Raw genomic sequence first — 18,223 nt, forward strand, 5'->3', positions numbered from 1 at the left:
TCGCCATCCATGCCGAGGTGAATGCGCTGCTGTTCTCGACCCGTGACACGTCGGGGGCCAGCGCCTATATCACCGATCAGCCGTGTCCGGGGTGCCGGAAAGCGCTCGCCGCTGCGGGGATCGTCCGGGCCGTGTGGCCCGAGGGAGTGCTCGACGCGGACGGCCTGCTCGACTGGACCGTGAGCTGAGGCCTCGATGACCAGGCTCGCATCCGATCCGACCCCCGCCAAACAACCGGTTCCCGCACGTCCTCGCCGGGGCTCCGGTTTGGCGCAGGCGGGCTTCCTGGGGTGGACCGACCGGGTCGGCGCGCTCATCACCATGGCGACCAGCCTGGGGGCGCTGGCGTTCGCGGCGGGCCAGCTCAGCCACCTCAACGTGATGTGGCTGTCGATCATCGGCGGGGCGCTGGCCGGGACGAGCGCCCTCATGCCGATCTATGCCTGGGGGCAGCGGGGCGTCAAGGTGCCAGCGATGCTGTTCGCGCTGGCGGTCACCGGGGGCCTGATCACCTGGCCGTTCGCCTGGCAGGGCGGTCCGGCCACCGAGGCGCCCTGGTTCTGGCCGTGCATCGGAGCCGCGGCGGTGGTGCTGTGTATCGGCTGGAACACCGTGGTGGCCATCGTGGCGAGCACGCTCATGTCGGTGGCGTTCATCGTGGTGCGGATCTCGCCGAGCGGCGGCGCGGTGGCCGCGTTCGTGGCGGTCCAAGACGCCCTCCTGGTGGGGGTGCAGCCGCTGTTGATCGTGTTGCTGTTCGCGCACATGAGGCGGCAGGCCGCCCTCGTGGACGCGCGTGTGAACGAGGCGCGGCGGCTGGAGTCGGAGGCGGCGATCCAGACCACCTTGGAGGCGCAGCGCAGCCAGCTCGACGCCGTCATCCACGACCACGTCATGACGACGCTGGTCGGTGCCGCACGCAGCGCAGGCTCGCACGATCCCCACGTCACGGAGCTGGCCAACCACGCGATCGCCCGGCTGCAAGCCCACGTCGTGGGCGACGACGGCGCTGTCTCGTTCGCCCCCATCCACGTCGAGCAGCTCATCGGGGAGGCCGCCTTGGCCACCAGCCCCCTGGTGCGTGTGTCCGGGACGGTGGAGCAGGGGGCCGGCCCGATCCCGGCAGAGGCCGTCAGGGCGCTGGCTCAGGCGACCCGGGAGGCCGTCCTGAACGGCGACAAGCATGCGCGCGCGAACGTGATCGGTGTCACCACCAGCATCGCCGCCGTGGACGGACGCGTCAGCGCCCGGGTCGAGATCGCCGACGATGGGGTCGGCTTCGACACCGCCATGGTGCCTGAACGCAGGCTGGGGATCCGGCTGTCGCTGCGTGAGCGGATGCGCACCTCGGGCGGGGACGCCACCATCTCCAGCGAGCCGGGGGCGGGGACGACCGTGGTGCTCACGTGGGCCTCGGATGAGGTGGACGAGGGGGACGCCTCCGGCAACGCGCTGCCGCCCATCTTCGCCGCGATCACGTTCGGGCCGATGGGGTGGGTGCTCGGTATCAGCGTCCTGGTGAGCGCCATCGGCGGCATGCTGGCTTCCTTCCCGGCGGCCCCCGCAGCCACCTCCGCAGCGGTGGGATGCCTGTTGGCTTCCGCATGGGTGGCGCTGGTGCGGTTCGGGCATCCGTTCACTCGGGTGCGCACCGTCGCCGTGGTGGGCTTGGGTCTGGGGGCGACGGCGTTCGGGCTCCTGGCGTCGTCGGCGCCGTGGTCGATCCATCAGGCGTGGCTGGCGGGCGGGGTGTCCGTCGTGGCCGTTCTGCTGCTGGTCGGCGTCCAGCGGTTCGCTGCATGGCTGCTGGCGGTGACCGGCGCGCTGCTGCTGGTCGTCTCGGCCGTGGTGGCCGAGGTGACGATCTGGCCCGAGTTGGTCATCGCCGCGGAGCCGATCGCGTGGTTGATCGTCGCGGAGATGCTGCTGGCGTGGATGACGCATGTGCAAGGTGACCTGGACGCGGCTCGCAGACAAAGCGAGAGCGCGGCCGCGGCGACCGCCGAGGCGTTCGCCGCTTTGGTGTTGCGCGAGGTGTGGCTTGCGGATATGCGCGAGGAGTTCGGTGGAATGCTGGAGAAACTGCGTGATCCCAGCTATCCGATCACCCAAGTGGACCGGGAGGAATGCCTGGCACTGGAAGGGCGGTTGCGCGATGGCATCAAATCCAGCAACCTGTCGGCTCCGGCATTGTCGGCGGCCGTCATGGCGGCCCGTATGCGGGGTATCGACGTCACCCTCATCGACAACCGAGGCTCCTCGCTCGGCGAGGAGGTGCGTCGCTCCGCTGTCCGGCATCTGGTGGATCTGGTCACCAACGCCACGTCAGGCCGTATTGTGGCGCGTACGGCGCCAGAGGGATATGACGAAGCCGTAACTATCGTGCAGGCGGACGCAAACGGCTCTACGCTGACAAAAGTCCTCAATGACGGAACGATTGTGGTGAGCCAGACATGAATTATGCCCCCGAGATTGTGGTGGCGATCATCGACGACCATGAGGCCATCCGCGTCGGCATGGCCGCTGCGCTGCGGGCCAGCGGTCGGTTCGCGGGCGTGCGCGAGGGGGCAGCGACCGTCGCCGAGTTCCTGGCAGTCGGCTCATCCTCGACCGAGCCGCACATCGCCGATGTGGTGCTCCTGGATCTCAATCTGGGTGACGATTCCGATCCGAAGGAGAACGCCGAGGCGCTGCGCGCTGAGGGCTACCGGGTGCTGGTGTACTCGATCGCCGACAATGTGCGCCTGCTGCGTCGAGCCCTGACGGGCGGCGCGGACGGGGTGTGCCGGAAAGCCGACCCCATCGCCGACACCGTGGAGGCCATCGTGGCCGTGGCGCATGGCCGCCAGGTCATCAGCCAGGAGATCCTGGCCGCCATCGAGGGCGACGCCGGATACGTCGCGGCCGCGCTGGGGCCGCGTGAGCGTGAGGTGCTGAGCCTGTACGCGGCTGGCCTGGAGATCCCCCAGATCGGACGCACTCTCTACATCACCGAGAACTCCGTCAAGGAGTACCTCAAGCGGATCCGCGCCAAGTACACCCAGGTCGACCGTCCGGCCGCCTCCAAGCTGGAGTTGTTCCGGCGTGCCGTCGAAGACGGCATCGTCCCGCCGGTCGAACCGCGGGTGTGAGGCCGGCTGCCCCTCGCCCGGTGGCCTTACAGGCGGCGCAGGAAGTCGGGGTCGTCGTCGGGAGCAAGGGGACGCCCCGGCTCGCCACCGCCGTGGCCGCGGGCCCGAGGACGCCCCGCCAGCAGCCATCCTGCGGCACCCACGCCGGGCAGCAGGAGGATCGCGACGATCCACAGCCAGCGCGGCATCAGCCGCACCCGATCCCTGTCGGCCTGAAACGCCTCGATGAGTGCGTACAGGATGAGGGCGATCAGGGCGATCACGAGGATGACGCGGGGCATGGGACCAATCTACTCAGGGTGCGTGGAAAGATGGGTGGGCCGCACCCGGTGACGTGAGCCAGGTCCGGCGAGTGAGGGGAGCGCTGGTGGCGAGTACGTCCGAATGGGTTGAGGGGGCGCGGCTGCGTACCCTTCCCGCGGCGATCGCGCCCGTCCTGGCAGGGACCGCGGTCGCGGTCGCCCTCCACGGCGGGCAATGGCTCCCCGCGAGCCTGGCCCTCGTGGTCGCCCTCGCCCTGCAGGTGGGGGTGAACTTCGCCAACGACTATTCCGACGGCGTCCGGGGCACCGACGACGACCGGGTCGGGCCGATGCGGCTCGTGGGATCCAAGGCCGCGACACCGGCGGCGGTCAAGCGCGCGGCCTTCGCCGCGTTCGGTGTGGCCGCGGTCGCCGGTCTGATCCTGGTGCTGCTGACCGGCCAGTGGTGGCTTCTCGTGGTCGGTGTCGCCTGCATTCTGGCGGCCTGGTACTACACGGGGGGACGCCGCCCCTACGGCTATGCGGGTCTGGGTGAGGTGTTCGTGTTCGTGTTCTTCGGGCTCGTGGCGACGGTGGGCACCACCTATGTCCAGACGCTGACGGCGCCGCCGCCCGCGTGGGCGGCGGGCGTGTTCGCGGGGGCGCTCGCGTCGGCCGTCCTGGTGACCAACAACCTGCGCGACCGGCGCGGAGATGCGGCGTCCGGCAAGCGGACGCTGGCGGTCCGGCTGGGCGATCGGGGCACCCGGCTGCTGTACGCCGGGCTGATCCTCCTCGGGGCCCTCGGGATCGTGGCCGCAGCCGCGACCACGACGTGGTGGCTGCTCCTGGGGCTGCTCGGCCTGGGCGTGCTGATCCGTCCCGTCATCGCGGTGCTGGGGGGCGCCGACGGTCGGGCCTTGATCCCGGCCCTGAAGACCACCGGGATCGCGGAACTGACGGCGGCGGCGCTGCTGCTCGTCGGGGCGGTGATCGCCGCATGAAGCAGACGTTGCTGATCGGTCCGATGGTGTGGCTGACCGCCGCGCTGTGCGCGGTGTGGGTCGGCGTCGGCGTGGCCAGCTTCCTGATGCTGAGCGCCCCGTCGGGGTTCATCTTCGCCGGGGTGTGCCTGGCCGGTACCACGGCCACGGCCTGGCTGGCGGTGAGCATGGTGGTGCGTCACGGACCCTTCGGGGTGCACCTGCCCGGCCACGGTGAGGTCCAGTGGGGTGATATCGCGTCGATCGAACTGCAGCCCGGGGTCATCAGCGTCCCCGCGGTGAGCGTGCGGCACGGGCGCGCGCTCAGCGAGGTCGAGCTGGGCGGGCTGGCCTGGTTCGGGCGCCGCACGTCGCAGCGGCTCGCGCAGCGTCTCGCCGACGCAGGCGACCTGGGGGAGGTCGTCGAGCGGGGCAAGTCGGCCGCGCCCGGACGACGCGCCGCCGACTGAGGTCAGCCGTCCTCAATCCTGGGTGCGCAGCCAGCGCCGCAGATGCCAGGTGGCGCGCACGTCGTCCTCGTTGTATTCCAGCACCCGGACGCGGGCCCGCTCACGCGCGAGCGCATCGCCGGCATGCACCGCGTCGGCGAACCACGACTGGGAGTTGAGACCGCCCGGATCCTCATCGCGCCAGGCGAAGTCGGCGACCGCGGAGGCCACCACCTTCAAACCGAGCCCGTTCGCGCCGAAGAAGTTCTCCCGCACCACGCTGAACAGATCCACGAAGTGCTCGGCCGCCCAGGCCGCCGCCCAGACCCCGACCCCGCCGAGGTGGCCGGCGAGCCGCCCCAGCCGGACGACCTCGTAGTCGGAGTAGTGATACACGGCCGCGTCGCGCCCGGCAACGAGGTCGGCCAGCCAGGCCATCGCCTCGCCGGCCAGCGCCTGCTCGCCCGCCGCGTCGAGATCCTCGAACGCCGCGAACTGGCGGGCGTAGGAGACTCCGGAGACCCGGTCGTCCACCCAGAACCCCCACAGGTAGACGCGGTCCTCCGCGGACGTCTCGATGTCGACGTCGATCTCCAGTTCGTGTGGCGGGAGCGGCAGCGGCCCAGAGGTCTCCCGCTCCAGTTCGACGCCGGACGCGAGGAGGCGGGCGCGGTGGTGGGCGCGCAGGATCCGGCTCTCGGCGTCCTCCCGGTGACTCACCCGCGGCAGGTAGGCGGGCAGCAGGGTGCCGAGGTCGGCTCCGGCGAGCGCCGTCACCGTGCCGAGCCCCAGGGCACGCAGCGTGGTGACCTCGTGGGAGTCGAGAGGGGATTTGGTGATCCGCACCGTGAGGTCGTCGGGATCGAGGAGGGCGGTGCAGCGTGGACGCCACACGCACCCGCGGCACTCCGAGGTCAGGATCGGGGTGAGCGGAGGGGGATCGCCGGGGGCGGCGCCGAGGGCATCGGACGCCAGGGACACGCGCATCGCGAACTCGGCGTCGTAGCGCCGCAACGTGCTGATCGGTGCAGCCTGCGCCGGGATCGGCGTGGTGTCGGGGTTCGGCGGCACGCGCGGCGCACTGAGATCCAGCCAGGCGATGAGTGGCTGGGGTGCCTGGGCGTCCCACCCGATCTGATCCAACCCCACGACGCCTGCGAAGGGTCGTTCGGCGGCATGGCCGGAGGCCTCCAGCAGCCGCCAGTAGTGGGCCGCCTGGAGGGCGGCGGGCAGCCGGTGCCGCCAGCGATAGCCGCGCCCGGGGACGGCGAGCAGCCGGCGCGGCGCGTCGAGCGTGGTCGCGCTGAGCGGTGGGGACTCCGGTCCGACCGTCTCCAGGACGCGGTGAAACTTGATCTGCACCGGGTGATAGCCGGGGCCGTCGCCGGCCTCGCGGATCAGCGCGGAGGGGCGTCCGGCCCGGTGGCCCGCGTCGTCGCGCGGCAGCACCGGGGCGAGGATGATCGGCGCGCCCGCGCGCATCGCAGCGATGGTGGCGCGCTCGGCGGTCGCCGAGTCGGGCGCGGCAAGGTCGCGCAGGTCCGCCGTCTCGTCGTCGGAGGCCAGCAGCCGGGCGAACACAGCCGCCTCGATGGCGTCCGCGTCGTGGAAGAACGGCGGATCGGGGAGCCGGTCGACCGGAGGTTCGAGGCCGGGGGTGAACCGGTAGACCGTCTTCAGCGGGCAGCTGCGGGCGGCGTAGGCGTCCAGGACGAAGCCCACCCCGACCTCCTAGGCGACCGCCCGGTGAAGCGCCACGATGCCACCGGACAGGTTCTTCCACTCCACGTCGTTCCAGCCCGCGGCGCTCAGCAGGCCGGCCAGCTTTTCCTGGTCCGGCCAGGCGAGGATCGACTCGGCCAGGTAGTCGTAGGCGCGCGGGTTCGACGAGAACGGACGCGCCAGCGCCGGCAGGGTCGCCATGATCCACTCCCGGTAGACCGCGCGGAACGGGGCCCAGGTGGGGGTGGAGAACTCGGCGATCACGATCTTGCCCCCCGGGGCGGTCACCCGGCGCATCTCGCTCAGCGCGGCGGCGGTGTCCTCCACGTTGCGCAGGCCGTAGCTGATGGTGACGGCGTCGAAGGTGTCGTCGGCGAAGGGCAGTTGCAGCGCGTCGGCGTTGACGAAGGGGAGGTCGGGCTGGCGCTTGCGGCCTTCGGCGAGCATGTTGAACGAGAGATCGGCGGGGATGACGAGCGCGCCGGAATCGGCCAGGCGACGCGAGGACGTTCCCGTCCCGGCCGCCAGATCGAGGATCCGCTGCCCCGGGCCTGGCGCGATGCTGCGTTCCAGTTCGCGACGCCAGGCACGTTGCAGCCCACCCGTCATGAGGTCATTCATCAGGTCGTAGCGGCCCGCCACCCCGTCGAACATCTCGGCGACATCGGCGCGCCGTTTGGCGAGCGTGGCTCGGGCATCGAACTTCTGCACCTGATGATCCTGCCAGACTTGGACCATGGCGTCCCGCGCACCCGTGCTCACAGCTACCTCGATTTCCAAGTCCTTTGGGCCTGTTCCCATCGTCTCGGACTTCTCCCTCAGCGTCCGTCCGGGGGAGGCGGTGGCCTTGACGGGGCGCAATGGCGCTGGCAAGTCCACGATCCTGCGCATGCTCATCGGGGCGGTGCGCCCCGACGAGGGGCGGGTCGAGTTCGAGGGGCAGCGGCTCAGCGAAACCAGCGCCGACGTGCGGCGGGGGATGGCGTCGGTGATCGACGATCTGGACTTCTTCCCCGACTTGTCGGTCGTGGAGCACTTGGATCTGCTGGCTCGCGCCCACGGCGTCGCCGATCCCGAGCCGCTCGTGGACGCGGTGCTGGCGGAGGTCGAACTGGTGCCGCAGTCGGGGCAACTCCCGGGAACGCTGAGTTCTGGCCAGCGTCGACGGCTGGCCCTGGCAACGGCCTTCGTGCGTCCGCGCCGGCTGCTGGTGTTGGACGAGCCGGAGCAGCGTCTCGACGTCGAGGGCGTCGCATGGCTCGCCGCCCGGCTGCAGGCGGAGCGCAAGGAGGGCCTGGCGGTGGTGTTCGCGTCGCACGATCCCTACCTGGTCCGGGAGGTCGCCACCCGCGAGGTGCATCTCAGCGGCGGGTCGGGGGGCTCGGGCTCCGACGTCGAGGAGACGGTCGCCTGATGGCCAAGAGCAGCAGGCGGCGCGCGCGCCGCATCGAGCAGGCTCCGGACATCGTCCCTGAGCAGGGGCGCCGCCCCGAACCCGTCGCCGACCCGTACGCCGAGTACGCGCAGCGGGCCTGGGATTTCGCCCCCGCCCCGGTCGAGGGCGGCCAGGCGAGCGAGGCCGCGCTCCAAGGGCTGGTGCGGGAATGGCGGCGCGGCAGAGCCACCCGGACGCTGTGGCAGGTCCTTTCGGACGCCTACATCGCGATCCTCAGCGTCGTCATGATCGGTGCGATGGCCACCAACGTCGTCATCGGCAGCCAGGCCAAGGCGGCGGCCTGCGACACCGCCGCCTGCCTCAACGGCAGGATGCTGGTCCCCTGGGGGATGTACTTCGCGCTGGCCGCGCTGGCGGTGTCGGTGGCGTGCCTGGTGGGGCCGGTGCTGGCCTCTTCCGCCGAGGGGTTCTGGCTTCTCATGGCGCCGGTACGGCGTTCGCCCTTCCTGCGGATGCGGCTCTGGTCGGCGCTCGGGCTGGCGTTCGCGGCCGCAGCCATCGCCATGGCGGCCATCGTCGGCGTGGCGGGGGAGCCGCCCGCGGTGATCGTGGCCTGGACGGTGGCGGCCGCGCTCAGCGTCGCGGGCTTGGTGGCGTGGGCTGCGGTCGAGCAGTCCTACGAGCGCACCGTCGTCTTGCGGGTCGTGCAGGGACTGCTCGCCGCCTGTGCGGCGGGGGTGTTCCTGCTGATGGTGGCCGTGGCGGGTGGCTGGGTGGCGCTCTCGCCGCCCGACGCGCTCGGCCTAGCCCCGTACGCGTTCGCGACGGCGGGCGCGGTCCTGCTCGTGCTCGCGGCCGTGCTGGCCCGGCGTCGGCTGGAGGAGTTCCGCAGCGCCCGGCTGACCAGCGGGGGGTCGCTGGTGGCTGGTCTGCAGGGAGCGATGTTCGGTCTGGACCTGGGCCTGATGCGCGACATCATCGTCGACCGGCGCGCCATCGCCCGCGGGCACGTGCGGCCCGCACGGGGACACTGGTCGGGGGTGTGGGCGCTGGTGTGGCGCGACGCACAGCGTTTGATCCGGTTCCCGCAACCGCTCCTGGGCGTCGCCGCGGCCGCCTTGACCCCGTACGCCTGCGAGGCCGTCGGCTTGGGTCTCCTGGCGCCCTGGCTCTCGGCCATCGCGCTGATGCTGGCCCTGATCCCGACGCTGGGGGCGTTGCGCGTCCTGTCGCGGACGAAGGGCCTGGCGCGGACGCTGCCGTTCTCGACGGGCTCGATCCGCACGGCGCTGTTCGTGATCCCGGGTGTGCTCGCCTTCGTCTGGGCCCTCCTGGTCGCGCCCGCGTTCGCGGGGATCGTCGGCGGGGTGGGCCGCGACGTGCTGCAGGCGTCCACGGTTGCGGTCGCCTGTGGTGCAGCGGGGCTGCTGGGTGCGGTGCGCTGGCAGACGGCCAAGCCGGTGGACTTCGGGGTGCCGATGATGGCGACGGCGGCGGGCGCGATGCCTCCCACGCTGGCCTTGAACCTGCTGCGCGGGTTCGACGTCGCGACCCTGATCGTCGTGCCGGTGCTGCTGAACCAGGACCCCATCTGGTCGCTCGGCCTGGCCCTGGTGGTGGCCCTGTTCCTGCGCTCGGGACTGAACACCGACGAACTGACCGAACAGGCCAAGGAGCAGCGCGAGCAACTGGACACGGAACGCTCCAAACGACCCAATTAGGCAAGCCTGATCTAGCCTAATTATGCGGTTCTGGCTTGGGATTTTGCTGTGTGCCGCGTCAAATGGCGCAACTGGTTTGAACTGCCTAAACTGACGCGAGGCACACCCGTCGTGGGAGTGGACAGAAGGTGGGGATTCGATGACCGAGGAGCGCACGGCGCCGACGGTGGTCGAGTCGGATGTGATCGTCGTGGGGGCCGGTCCCGGAGGCTCGGCAACGGCCAAGTGGCTGGCTGATCGCGGCCTGAACGTCAGCCTGCTGGAGAAGTCGGCCTTCCCACGTGACAAGGTGTGCGGCGACGGGCTGACCCCGCGCGCCACCAAGCAGCTCATCCGGCTCGGCGTCGACGTCTCGACCGACGCCGGCTGGGTGCACAACATCGGGCTGCGTACCTATGCGGGGCGCACGGAGCCGTTCGAGTTCCTGTGGCCCGAGCTGGCCTCCTTCCCCAACTACGGCCTCACGCGCAAACGGGGCGACTTCGACGAGATGCTCGCCCGGCTCGCGGTGAAGGCGGGCGCCACCTTGTACGAGGAGACCAACGCGTCCGAGCCGATCCTCGACGCGGCCTCCGATCGCATCGTCGGCGTCCGGGCGAAGGACGGCCGCGAGTTCCGGGCCCCCATCGTGGTGGCTGCGGACGGCAATTCCAGCCGGATCGCGCTGGCGATGGGCCTGGAGAAGAACAAGTTGCGTCCCATGGGTGTCGCGGCGCGCGCCTACTTCCGCTCTCCCAGCGCCGACAGCGACTTCATCGAGTCCTGTCTGGAGTTGTGGGACGGGGAGCCGGGGGCGTCCAACCTCCTGCCCGGCTACGCGTGGATGTTCCCGCTCGGCGACGGTCTGATCAATGTGGGCCTCGGCACCGTCAACAGCACGGCCACCAGCCAGAAGATGAACGTTCGCAAGCAGCTCCAGACGTGGCTGCACGGCTCCACCCCGCGGCAGTGGGGCCTCAGCCCCGAGAATCAGGTGGGCGAGATCGGCTCGGCCGCCCTGCCGATGAGTTTCAATCGCAAACCGGCCTACACCCGTGGTCTTGTGCTCGTGGGGGACTCCGCGGGCATGGTCAGCCCTTTCAACGGTGAAGGCATCCCTTACGCCATGGAGGCCGCAGAGATGGCCGCCGACGCCATCGCCGACGCTCACGGGCGCGGGTTCGGTTCACGGGCCGCGGAGAAGGCGCTGACCGGCTACCGCTCGCGGCTGGAGGCCGAGTGGGGTGGCTATTACCGGCTCGGGCAGGTCTTCGTGGCCTTGATCGAGCGACCCGAGGTCATGCGTCTGTGTACGCGATACGGTTTGCCCAGGCCCACCTTGATGAAATTCACGATGAAGCTTCTCGCTCACCTGTACGACACCACTGATGGTGACTGGATGGACAAGACCATCACGGCGATGACGAAGGTGGTGCCGTCCGCATGACGCGTCACCAGAAGGGAAGGGTGCGATGAGCCCCTACATTCCGATCCTCGGGGTGCTGTTCTTTTCGGCAGCCTTGCTGGGGGTGATGGTGCTGGCTTCGCTCTTCGTCGGGCCCAAGCGCTACAACAAGAGCAAATACATGCCGTACGAGTGCGGCATCGACCCCACCCCTCGGGCTGCGGGCGGCGGCCGGTTCCCGGTCAAGTACTACATCACCGCCATGATGTTCCTCGTCTTCGACATCGAGATCGCCTTCCTCTACCCCTGGGTGGTCGCCTTCGATCAACTGAGCTTGTTCGCCATCTTCGCCATGATCACCTTCCTCCTGCTGCTGTGCATCGCGTACTTCTACGAGTACAAGCGCGGCGGCATGGAGTGGGACTGACCGGGTAGAAAGGACTCACCGATGGGTATCGAGGACGCACTGCCCGAAGAGGGCATCCTCACCACGACCGTGGAAGCCGTCGCGGGCTGGATGCGACGCACGTCGTTTTGGCCGGCAACGTTCGGCATCGCGTGCTGCGCGATCGAGATGATGAGCTTCGGCACGCCGCGCTTCGACGCCGGACGCTGGGGCCAGGAGGTCTTCCGCGCCTCGCCGCGTCAGGCAGACCTGATGATCATCTCGGGCCGCGTCAGCCAGAAGTTCGCCCCCGTCATGCGGCAGGTCTACGACCAGATGCCGAACCCCAAGTGGGTCATGGCAATGGGCGTCTGCGCCAGCGCCGGCGGCATGTTCAACAACTACGCGATCGTCCAGGGCGGCGACCACATCGTCCCGGTGGACGTCTACGTGCCCGGCTGCCCGCCGCGTCCCGACATGCTGATCGACGGCATGTTCAAGCTGCGCGAGATCGTCTTGAAGGACCCGATGGGCGCCCACCGCGCCAAGGTCCTGGAAGACCTCGAAGAGTTGGCCCTGATCGCCACGCCGACCCTGGAGCAGAAGGGGCTCATGCGATGAGCGACAAGCTGCCCGGCGAGGAGAAGACCATCTCCGACCCCGTCGAGGGTGCGGACTCGGCCCCCGAGGCGGGCCTGGAGCGCGAGGACGCCCAACCCGGCCCGCAGCCCCCGGTCACCCGGCGCGGCATGTGGTCCGATGGCTCGCCCGACACCTCCGGCTACGGCGAGATCGTCCGCGAGTACCTGCCCAAGCGTTACAGCGCCCGCCCGCTGGATGAGGCTGACGAGCGCGTCGTGGCACGCCTGGAGTCGCTGGTGACGGATCCGTTCAGCCATGTGCTGGTGGATCGTGGCGAGCTGACGCTCTTCGTCCCGCGCGAGAAGCTGATCGAGGTCGTCACCGCCCTGCGCGACGACGCCCATCTGCGCTACGAGGGCTGCATGAGCGTGTCGGGGGTCAACTATCCGACCGACGACGGTGCCGAACTGCACTCCGTTTACCACCTGCAGTCCTTCACCCACAATCGTCGCCTCCGCGTCGAGGTGACCTGCCCGGACGCCGACCCGCACATCCCCAGCGTCTGCGCTGTCTACCCCGCCGCCGACTGGCACGAGCGGGAGGCCTGGGACATGTTCGGCATCATCTACGACGACCACCCGTCTTTGACCCGGATCCTGATGCCGGACGACTGGGTCGGCCACCCCCAGCGAAAGGATTACCCGCTGGGCGGCATTCCCGTGGAGTACAAGGGTGCGGTCGTGCCGCCCCCGGATCAGCGGAGGACCTACCGATGAGCGCTACCACCCACGACTACTACGCATCCCCCGGCCAGGAGCCGGCGGACGCGGTCTACACCGCCATGGGCGGGGACTGGGCGGAGATCGCCCAGGAGCAGGCCGAACGCAGCGACGACACCATGGTCATCAACATGGGCCCGCAGCACCCCTCCACCCACGGCGTTCTGCGCCTGGAACTGGAGTGCGACGGCGAGACGGTCACCAAGATCCGTCCGGCCATCGGCTTCCTGCACACCGGCATCGAGAAGACCATGGAGTACCGCACCTGGGTGCAGGGCGGCACGTTCGTAACCCGCATGGACTACGTGGCCCCCCTCTTCAACGAGGCCGCCTACTGCCTCGCGGTGGAGCGCCTGCTCGGCGTCGAGGATCAGATCCCCGAGCGCGCCAACGAATTGCGCGTGTTGACCATGGAGTTGTGTCGGATCGCCTCCCACCTGGTCGCCGTCGGCACCGGCGGCATGGAGATCGGCGCCCTGACGGTCATGACGATCGGCTTCCGCGAGCGCGAGGTGATCCTCGACTTCTTCGAGGCGCTCACCGGGCTTCGCATGAACCACAACTACATCCGGCCCGGCGGTGTCGCGAACGACCTGCCCGAGAACGGGCTGGCCCAGTTGCGCGACGTGATCGCCTGGCTGGAGGACCACCTCCCCGAGTACGCCACGTTCTGCAATGAGAACCCGATCTTCAAGGGTCGCATGATGGGCATCGGCCATCAGGACCTGTCGGCCTGCATGGCGCTCGGCGTCACCGGCCCCGTGCTGCGTTCCACCGGCTACGCCTGGGACCTGCGCAAGCAGCAGCCCTATTGCGGGTACGAGACCTACGACTTCGACGTGTGCGCCTGGCCGGTGCCCGCCGACGGCGAACCGGAGCAGTGGCCCAGCAGCGACGGGTACGCCCGGTTCCGCGTCCGGCTCGACGAGATGTGGGAGTCCCTGAAGATCGTCAAGCAGTGCGCTGACCGGCTCGAGGCGTCCGTCGGGCAGCCCGTCATGGTCGCCGACAAGAAGATCGCCTGGCCCGCCCAGCTTGCCGTCGGACCCGATGGGCAGGGCAACAGCCACGAGCACATCAAGGAGATCATGGGGACCTCGATGGAGGCCCTGATCCACCACTTCAAGCTGGTCACTGAGGGGTTCAAGGTTCCTGCGGGACAGGCTTACGTCCCGATCGAGTCCCCCAAGGGCGAACTCGGCTGCCACGTCGTCTCCGACGGTGGCACCCGGCCCTTCCGCGTTCACATGCGGGACCCAGGGTTCAATCACCTGCAGTCCATCCCGATCCAGTGCGAGGGCGGCATGATCTCGGACGTCGTCGTTGCGGTCGGCTCGCTCGACCCCGTCATGGGAGGTGTTGACCGGTGAGCGGTCACGAGTTCCAGTCGTTCTTCCCCGAGTCCGGTTCGATCGACTACACCGACACCGCCTCGTCGATCACCGACGAGACGATCGCGGAGATGCGCCAGATCGCGGCACGCTACCCCGAGCCGCGTTCGGCGCTGCTGCCGATGCTGCACCTGGTGCAGTCGGTCGATGGCCGGATCTCACCCCGGGGCATCGAGGCCTGCGCCGAGGTGCTGGGCATCTCGACCGCGCAGGTGGCGGGCGTGGCCACGTTCTACACGATGTACGTCCGTAAGCCGGGCGGCAAGCACCACGTGGGGGTGTGCACCACCGCGCTGTGCGCGGTGATGGGCGGCGACATCCTGCTCGATGAGGTCAGCGAGAAGCTCGGCGTCGGCGAGGGGGAGACCACCGCCGACGGCATGTTCACCCTCGAGCGCATCGAATGCAACGCCGCCTGCGACTACGCCCCCGTGATGATGGTCGACTGGGAGTTCATGGACAACATGGACCCGGTCAAGGCCGCCACGATGATCGACGAGTTGGCCGCCGGGCGTCCGGTGCAGTCCACGCGCGGCCCTGTCCTGTCGGGGTGGCGCAACACCGAGCGCATGCTCGCGGGCTTCCCCGACGGACGCGCCGACGAAGGTCCCAGCGCCGGGCCGGCGTCCCTGTTGGGCCTGCAGATCGCCGAGGAGCGGGGTTGGCGCGCGCCGACCTCCGGCGAGATCGCCGCTGAGGTGAAGGAGGAGAACCAGTGACCGACATGCTGACCCCCGTCCTGAGCAAGAACTGGACCCAGGAGCGCTCCTGGAAGATCGCCAACTACGAGCGCACCGGCGGCTACCAGGGCCTGAAGAAGGCGCTGAAGTCCTCCCCGGCCGACATCATCTCTGTGGTGAAGGACTCGGGACTGCGCGGCCGCGGCGGCGCGGGCTTCCCCACCGGCATGAAGTGGAGCTTCGTGCCGAAGGACAACCCGAACCCCAAGTACCTCGTGGTGAACGCCGATGAGTCGGAGCCGGGCACCTGCAAGGACATGCCCCTGCTGATGGCCTCGCCGCACACGCTGGTCGAGGGCGTCATCATCTCCTCCTACGCCATCGGCTGCGCCTACGCCTTCATCTACGTGCGCGGCGAGGTCGCCCACGTGATCCGCCGGCTGCAACAGGCGGTGCGCGAGGCCTACTCGGCCGGCTACGCCGGGAAGAACATCCTGGGCTCGGGCTACGACCTCGAGATCGTGGTGCACGCCGGTGCGGGCGCCTACATCTGCGGCGAGGAGACGGCGTTGCTCGACTCCCTGGAAGGACGCCGCGGGCAGCCCCGGTTGCGTCCTCCGTTCCCCGCGGTGGCAGGCCTGTACGCCTCGCCGACGGTGGTCAACAACGTCGAGACCATCTCCTCGGTTCCCTCGATCGTCCGCGACGGTGCCTCCTGGTTCTCCTCGATGGGCTCGGAGAAGTCCAAGGGCTACACGCTGTACTCGCTGTCGGGCCACGTCGCCCGCCCCGGACAGTTCGAGGCTCCCATGGGCATCACGCTGCGTCAGCTCCTGGAGCTCTCAGGCGGGATCCGGGCCGGTCACGAGCTCAAGTTCTGGACGCCCGGCGGGTCGTCGACCCCGATCCTGACTCCCGCCGACATCGACCTGCCGCTGGATTACGAGGGCATGGCAGGCGCCGGCTCGATGCTGGGCACCAAGGCGCTGCAGATGTTCGACGACACCACCTCGGTGGTCCGCACCACGCTGCGCTGGGTCGAGTTCTACAAGCACGAGTCCTGCGGCAAGTGCACCCCGTGCCGCGAGGGCACCTGGTGGCTGGTCCAGATGCTGCGCGACTTCGAGGCCGGCAAGGCGTCCGAGGGCGACATCGAGAAGATGCTGGACCTGTGCGACAACATCGGCGGCAAGTCGTTCTGCGCGCTGGCCGACGGCGCCGTCGCCTGTGTCACCAGTGCGGTGAAGCACTTCCGTTCCGAGTTCGAGCAGGGCTACCACACGCCGGCCTGGGAGCTGTTCCCCTATGGCCGCAGCGCCCTGTTCGCCGATCAGTCCGAAGGAGCGCACGCATGAGCGTCGAGGCCAAAGCCGGCGAAGTCGTCGCCAGCGACCTGATCAGCGTCTTCATCGACGACACCGAGGTCAAGGTCCCCAAGGGCACCCTGGTGATCCGGGCCGCCGAGATGATCGGGGTCGACATCCCCCGGTTCTGCGATCACCCGCTGCTCGACCCCGTCGGGGCCTGCCGCGAGTGCATGGTCGAGGTGCCCGACATGGGCAACGGGCGCGGGATGCCGAAGCCGCAGGCGTCCTGCACGCTGGAGTGCGCTCCGGGCATGCAGGTCAAGACCCAGGTCAGCTCCGAGAAGGCCGACAAGGCCCAGCGCGGCATCCTGGAACTGCTGCTGATCAACCACCCGCTGGACTGCCCGATCTGCGACAAGGGCGGCGAATGCCCCCTGCAGAACCAGGCGATGTCGCACGGCCGCGGCACCTCCCGCTACGAAGGCGTCAAGCGCACGTTCCCCAAGCCGGTCTCGGTGTCGGCGCAGATCCTGCTCGACCGTGAGCGCTGCGTCCTGTGCGCCCGCTGCACCCGCTTCTCCGAGCAGATCTCCGGCGACCCCTTCATCGCGCTCGTGGAGCGCGGCGCGCTGCAGCAGGTGGGCTTCTACGAGGAGCACCCCTACGACAGCTACTTCTCCGGCAACGTGATCCAGATCTGCCCGGTGGGCGCGCTGACCAGCGCCGACTATCGGTTCCAGGCCCGTCCCTTCGACCTGGTCTCCACGACCACCACCTGTGAGGGGTGTGCGTCGGGCTGTGAACTGCGGGCCGACCACCGGCACTTCCAGGTGAAGCGTCGCCTGGCGGGTAACAAGCCCGAAGTGAACGAGGAGTGGAACTGCGACCGGGGCCGCTTCGGCTTCTACTACGGCCGCCAGGCGGACCGGATCACCACTCCGCTGGTGCGCGAGAACGGCGAGCTTCGGGTCGCCTCCTGGCCCGAGGCCATCGACGCCGCCGTGACGGGCCTGAAGGCTGCCGGGTCGAGCGTGGGCGTCCTCACCGGCGGGCGGCTCACCGTGGAGAACGCCTACGCGTACTCCAAGTTCGCCCGCACCGTCCTGGGTACCAACAACATCGACTTCCGCTCGCGGCAGGCCAGCGACGAGGAAGCCCAGTTCCTGGGCAGCTCGGTTGCTGGCAAGCGGCTGGGTGAGGGCGTCACCTTCACCGACCTGCAGAACGCGACCAAGGTCATCTGCGTGGCGTTCGAACCGGAGGAAGAGAGCGCGATCGCCTTCCTGCGACTCCGCAAGGGAGTCCGCAAGAACAAGCTCAGCGTCGTCAGCGTGGCGCCCTACCTGTCCAACGGGTTCGCCAAGTTGAACGCGGAGCTCATCGCCGCAGTCCCCGGAACCGAGGCCGCTCTCATTCCGGGCCTGGACGCCGACGCCGGCACCGTGATCGTGGTGGGGGAGCGGGCTGCCGGCCTTCCGGGGGCGTTCAGCGCACTCACCGAGCTGGCCGACCGTACCGGCGCCCGGCTCGCGTGGATCCCGCGTCGAGCCGGTGACCGCGGCGCGGTCGAGGCGGGCTGCCTTCCCGGGTTGCTGCCCGGCGGCCGCCCGGTGACCGACGCCGCCGCCCGCGTCGACCTGGCCGCTGCCTGGGGCGCGGAGGTACCCAGCGCGCCGGGCCTCAACGGAACCCAGATTCTCCAGGCCGCCGCCGCGGGAACGCTGCAGGCGCTGGTCGTGGCGGGGCTCCAGCCCACCGACTTCGCCGATGCCCAGGCCACGCGCGACGGCATCGAGCAGGCCGGGTTCGTGGTCAGCCTCGAGTCGCGTCAGTCGGAAGTCACCCAGCGCGCCGACGTCGTGTTCCCGGTCGACCTGATCGAGGAGCAGGCGGGCACGTTCTGGAACTGGGAGCACCGCCCCGGACGCGTCAACCGCGTCATCAAGCGGGTCCCCTCCCCGATGACCGATGTGCGGGCGCTCGCCATGCTGGCCGACGCGCTCGGCTCGGACCTGGGCTTCCGGATCCCCGGCGGCGCCCGGGCGGAGTTCGACGAGTTGGGTGCCTGGGA

Annotated in this window: 17 protein-coding genes and 1 pseudogene; 15 read left to right on the plus strand and 3 right to left on the minus strand. The window is 69.7% G+C overall.

Annotated elements, in window-relative coordinates:
• The 3 genes and pseudogenes from V7E09_RS03595 to V7E09_RS03605 all read left to right on the plus strand — a co-directional run.
• Positions 1 to 188, plus strand: a pseudogene (locus V7E09_RS03595) (cell division protein DedD); the annotation flags it as partial.
• 7 nt (positions 189 to 195) lie between these two features.
• Entirely contained in the window at positions 196 to 2,457 is a 2,262-nt protein-coding gene (locus tag V7E09_RS03600) for a sensor histidine kinase (RefSeq protein ID WP_324509615.1), read from the plus strand.
• The gene (locus tag V7E09_RS03605; protein ID WP_324509614.1) at positions 2,454 to 3,131 is read left to right on the plus strand and encodes a response regulator transcription factor; all 678 of its coding nucleotides are present in this window, start codon (positions 2,454 to 2,456) and stop codon (positions 3,129 to 3,131) included. Before V7E09_RS03600 ends, V7E09_RS03605 begins: the two co-directional genes overlap by 4 nt.
• A gap of 26 nt (positions 3,132 to 3,157) precedes the next feature.
• On the opposite strand, the gene V7E09_RS03610 is transcribed toward V7E09_RS03605, so the two are convergent.
• A complete protein-coding gene (locus V7E09_RS03610; RefSeq protein WP_324509613.1) occupies positions 3,158 to 3,412 on the minus strand; it encodes a PLD nuclease N-terminal domain-containing protein in 255 nt (84 codons plus the stop codon).
• Between the two features lie 86 nt (positions 3,413 to 3,498).
• Between V7E09_RS03610 and V7E09_RS03615 the strand changes: the two genes are divergently transcribed.
• Both V7E09_RS03615 and V7E09_RS03620 read left to right on the plus strand, forming a co-directional pair.
• The gene (locus V7E09_RS03615) at positions 3,499 to 4,377 is read left to right on the plus strand and encodes a 1,4-dihydroxy-2-naphthoate polyprenyltransferase (protein WP_324509612.1); all 879 of its coding nucleotides are present in this window, start codon (positions 3,499 to 3,501) and stop codon (positions 4,375 to 4,377) included.
• The gene (locus V7E09_RS03620; protein WP_324509611.1) at positions 4,374 to 4,826 is read left to right on the plus strand and encodes a hypothetical protein; all 453 of its coding nucleotides are present in this window, start codon (positions 4,374 to 4,376) and stop codon (positions 4,824 to 4,826) included. Before V7E09_RS03615 ends, V7E09_RS03620 begins: the two co-directional genes overlap by 4 nt.
• Before the next feature lie 12 nt (positions 4,827 to 4,838).
• On the opposite strand, the gene V7E09_RS03625 is transcribed toward V7E09_RS03620, so the two are convergent.
• Positions 4,839 to 6,527 carry a TM0106 family RecB-like putative nuclease gene (locus V7E09_RS03625; RefSeq protein WP_324509610.1) on the minus strand — a complete coding sequence of 563 codons (1,689 nt, stop codon included), beginning with the start codon at positions 6,525 to 6,527 and terminating at the stop codon, positions 4,839 to 4,841.
• Positions 6,528 to 6,536: 9 nt separating this feature from the next.
• Positions 6,537 to 7,265 (minus strand): demethylmenaquinone methyltransferase, encoded by a 729-nt coding sequence (locus tag V7E09_RS03630; RefSeq protein ID WP_442956831.1) that lies wholly within the window; start codon positions 7,263 to 7,265, stop codon positions 6,537 to 6,539.
• On the opposite strand from V7E09_RS03630, the gene V7E09_RS03635 reads away from it, so the two are divergent.
• The 10 genes from V7E09_RS03635 to V7E09_RS03680 form a co-directional block, all read left to right on the plus strand.
• On the plus strand, positions 7,264 to 7,941 hold the full coding sequence (locus V7E09_RS03635; RefSeq protein WP_324509608.1) for an ABC transporter ATP-binding protein: 678 nt from the start codon (positions 7,264 to 7,266) through the stop codon (positions 7,939 to 7,941). The two genes, V7E09_RS03630 and V7E09_RS03635, sit on opposite strands and share 2 nt — an antisense overlap.
• On the plus strand, positions 7,941 to 9,644 hold the full coding sequence (locus V7E09_RS03640) for a DUF6297 family protein (protein WP_324509607.1): 1,704 nt from the start codon (positions 7,941 to 7,943) through the stop codon (positions 9,642 to 9,644). The genes V7E09_RS03635 and V7E09_RS03640 overlap by 1 nt, the downstream gene beginning before the upstream one ends.
• 139 nt (positions 9,645 to 9,783) lie before the next feature.
• Positions 9,784 to 11,070: a geranylgeranyl reductase family protein gene (locus V7E09_RS03645; protein ID WP_324509606.1), complete on the plus strand. Its 1,287-nt coding sequence runs from the start codon at positions 9,784 to 9,786 to the stop codon at positions 11,068 to 11,070.
• A 25-nt stretch (positions 11,071 to 11,095) separates the two neighbouring features.
• The gene (locus tag V7E09_RS03650) at positions 11,096 to 11,455 is read left to right on the plus strand and encodes an NADH-quinone oxidoreductase subunit A (RefSeq protein WP_324509605.1); all 360 of its coding nucleotides are present in this window, start codon (positions 11,096 to 11,098) and stop codon (positions 11,453 to 11,455) included.
• A 21-nt stretch (positions 11,456 to 11,476) separates the two neighbouring features.
• Positions 11,477 to 12,034, plus strand: a complete 558-nt coding sequence (locus V7E09_RS03655) for an NADH-quinone oxidoreductase subunit B (RefSeq protein ID WP_129458027.1) — start codon at positions 11,477 to 11,479, stop codon at positions 12,032 to 12,034.
• Positions 12,031 to 12,771, plus strand: coding sequence for an NADH-quinone oxidoreductase subunit C (locus V7E09_RS03660; RefSeq protein WP_324509604.1), 741 nt, complete (start codon positions 12,031 to 12,033; stop codon positions 12,769 to 12,771). The genes V7E09_RS03655 and V7E09_RS03660 overlap by 4 nt, the downstream gene beginning before the upstream one ends.
• A complete protein-coding gene (locus V7E09_RS03665; RefSeq protein WP_324509603.1) occupies positions 12,768 to 14,144 on the plus strand; it encodes an NADH-quinone oxidoreductase subunit D in 1,377 nt (458 codons plus the stop codon). The genes V7E09_RS03660 and V7E09_RS03665 overlap by 4 nt, the downstream gene beginning before the upstream one ends.
• On the plus strand, positions 14,141 to 14,884 hold the full coding sequence (gene nuoE / locus V7E09_RS03670) for an NADH-quinone oxidoreductase subunit NuoE (protein ID WP_324509602.1): 744 nt from the start codon (positions 14,141 to 14,143) through the stop codon (positions 14,882 to 14,884). The genes V7E09_RS03665 and nuoE overlap by 4 nt, the downstream gene beginning before the upstream one ends.
• Positions 14,881 to 16,200, plus strand: a complete 1,320-nt coding sequence (gene nuoF / locus V7E09_RS03675) for an NADH-quinone oxidoreductase subunit NuoF (protein WP_324523025.1) — start codon at positions 14,881 to 14,883, stop codon at positions 16,198 to 16,200. Before nuoE ends, nuoF begins: the two co-directional genes overlap by 4 nt.
• Positions 16,197 to 18,223 (plus strand): NADH-quinone oxidoreductase subunit G (locus V7E09_RS03680; RefSeq protein WP_324523026.1); only part of this gene is annotated, 2,027 nt, incomplete at its 3' end. The genes nuoF and V7E09_RS03680, both read left to right, overlap by 4 nt.

This window comes from Propioniciclava sp. (assembly GCF_036744435.1).
Lineage (GTDB): Bacteria > Actinomycetota > Actinomycetes > Propionibacteriales > Propionibacteriaceae > Propioniciclava.

Bases quoted from the DNA above. Each gene is read 5' to 3' on its own strand.
- V7E09_RS03620 (WP_324509611.1), top strand. From the start codon at position 4,374: ATGAAGCAGACGTTGCTGATCGGTCCGATGGTGTGGCTGACCGCCGCG.
- V7E09_RS03630 (WP_442956831.1), bottom strand. From the start codon at position 7,265: ATGGTCCAAGTCTGGCAGGATCATCAGGTGCAGAAGTTCGATGCCCGA.
- V7E09_RS03650 (WP_324509605.1), top strand. From the start codon at position 11,096: ATGAGCCCCTACATTCCGATCCTCGGGGTGCTGTTCTTTTCGGCAGCC.
- V7E09_RS03665 (WP_324509603.1), top strand. From the start codon at position 12,768: ATGAGCGCTACCACCCACGACTACTACGCATCCCCCGGCCAGGAGCCG.
- V7E09_RS03645 (WP_324509606.1), top strand. From the start codon at position 9,784: ATGACCGAGGAGCGCACGGCGCCGACGGTGGTCGAGTCGGATGTGATC.
- V7E09_RS03640 (WP_324509607.1), top strand. From the start codon at position 7,941: ATGGCCAAGAGCAGCAGGCGGCGCGCGCGCCGCATCGAGCAGGCTCCG.
- V7E09_RS03660 (WP_324509604.1), top strand. From the start codon at position 12,031: ATGAGCGACAAGCTGCCCGGCGAGGAGAAGACCATCTCCGACCCCGTC.
- V7E09_RS03635 (WP_324509608.1), top strand. From the start codon at position 7,264: ATGGCGTCCCGCGCACCCGTGCTCACAGCTACCTCGATTTCCAAGTCC.
- V7E09_RS03655 (WP_129458027.1), top strand. From the start codon at position 11,477: ATGGGTATCGAGGACGCACTGCCCGAAGAGGGCATCCTCACCACGACC.
- V7E09_RS03610 (WP_324509613.1), bottom strand. From the start codon at position 3,412: ATGCCCCGCGTCATCCTCGTGATCGCCCTGATCGCCCTCATCCTGTAC.
- V7E09_RS03605 (WP_324509614.1), top strand. From the start codon at position 2,454: ATGAATTATGCCCCCGAGATTGTGGTGGCGATCATCGACGACCATGAG.
- V7E09_RS03600 (WP_324509615.1), top strand. From the start codon at position 196: ATGACCAGGCTCGCATCCGATCCGACCCCCGCCAAACAACCGGTTCCC.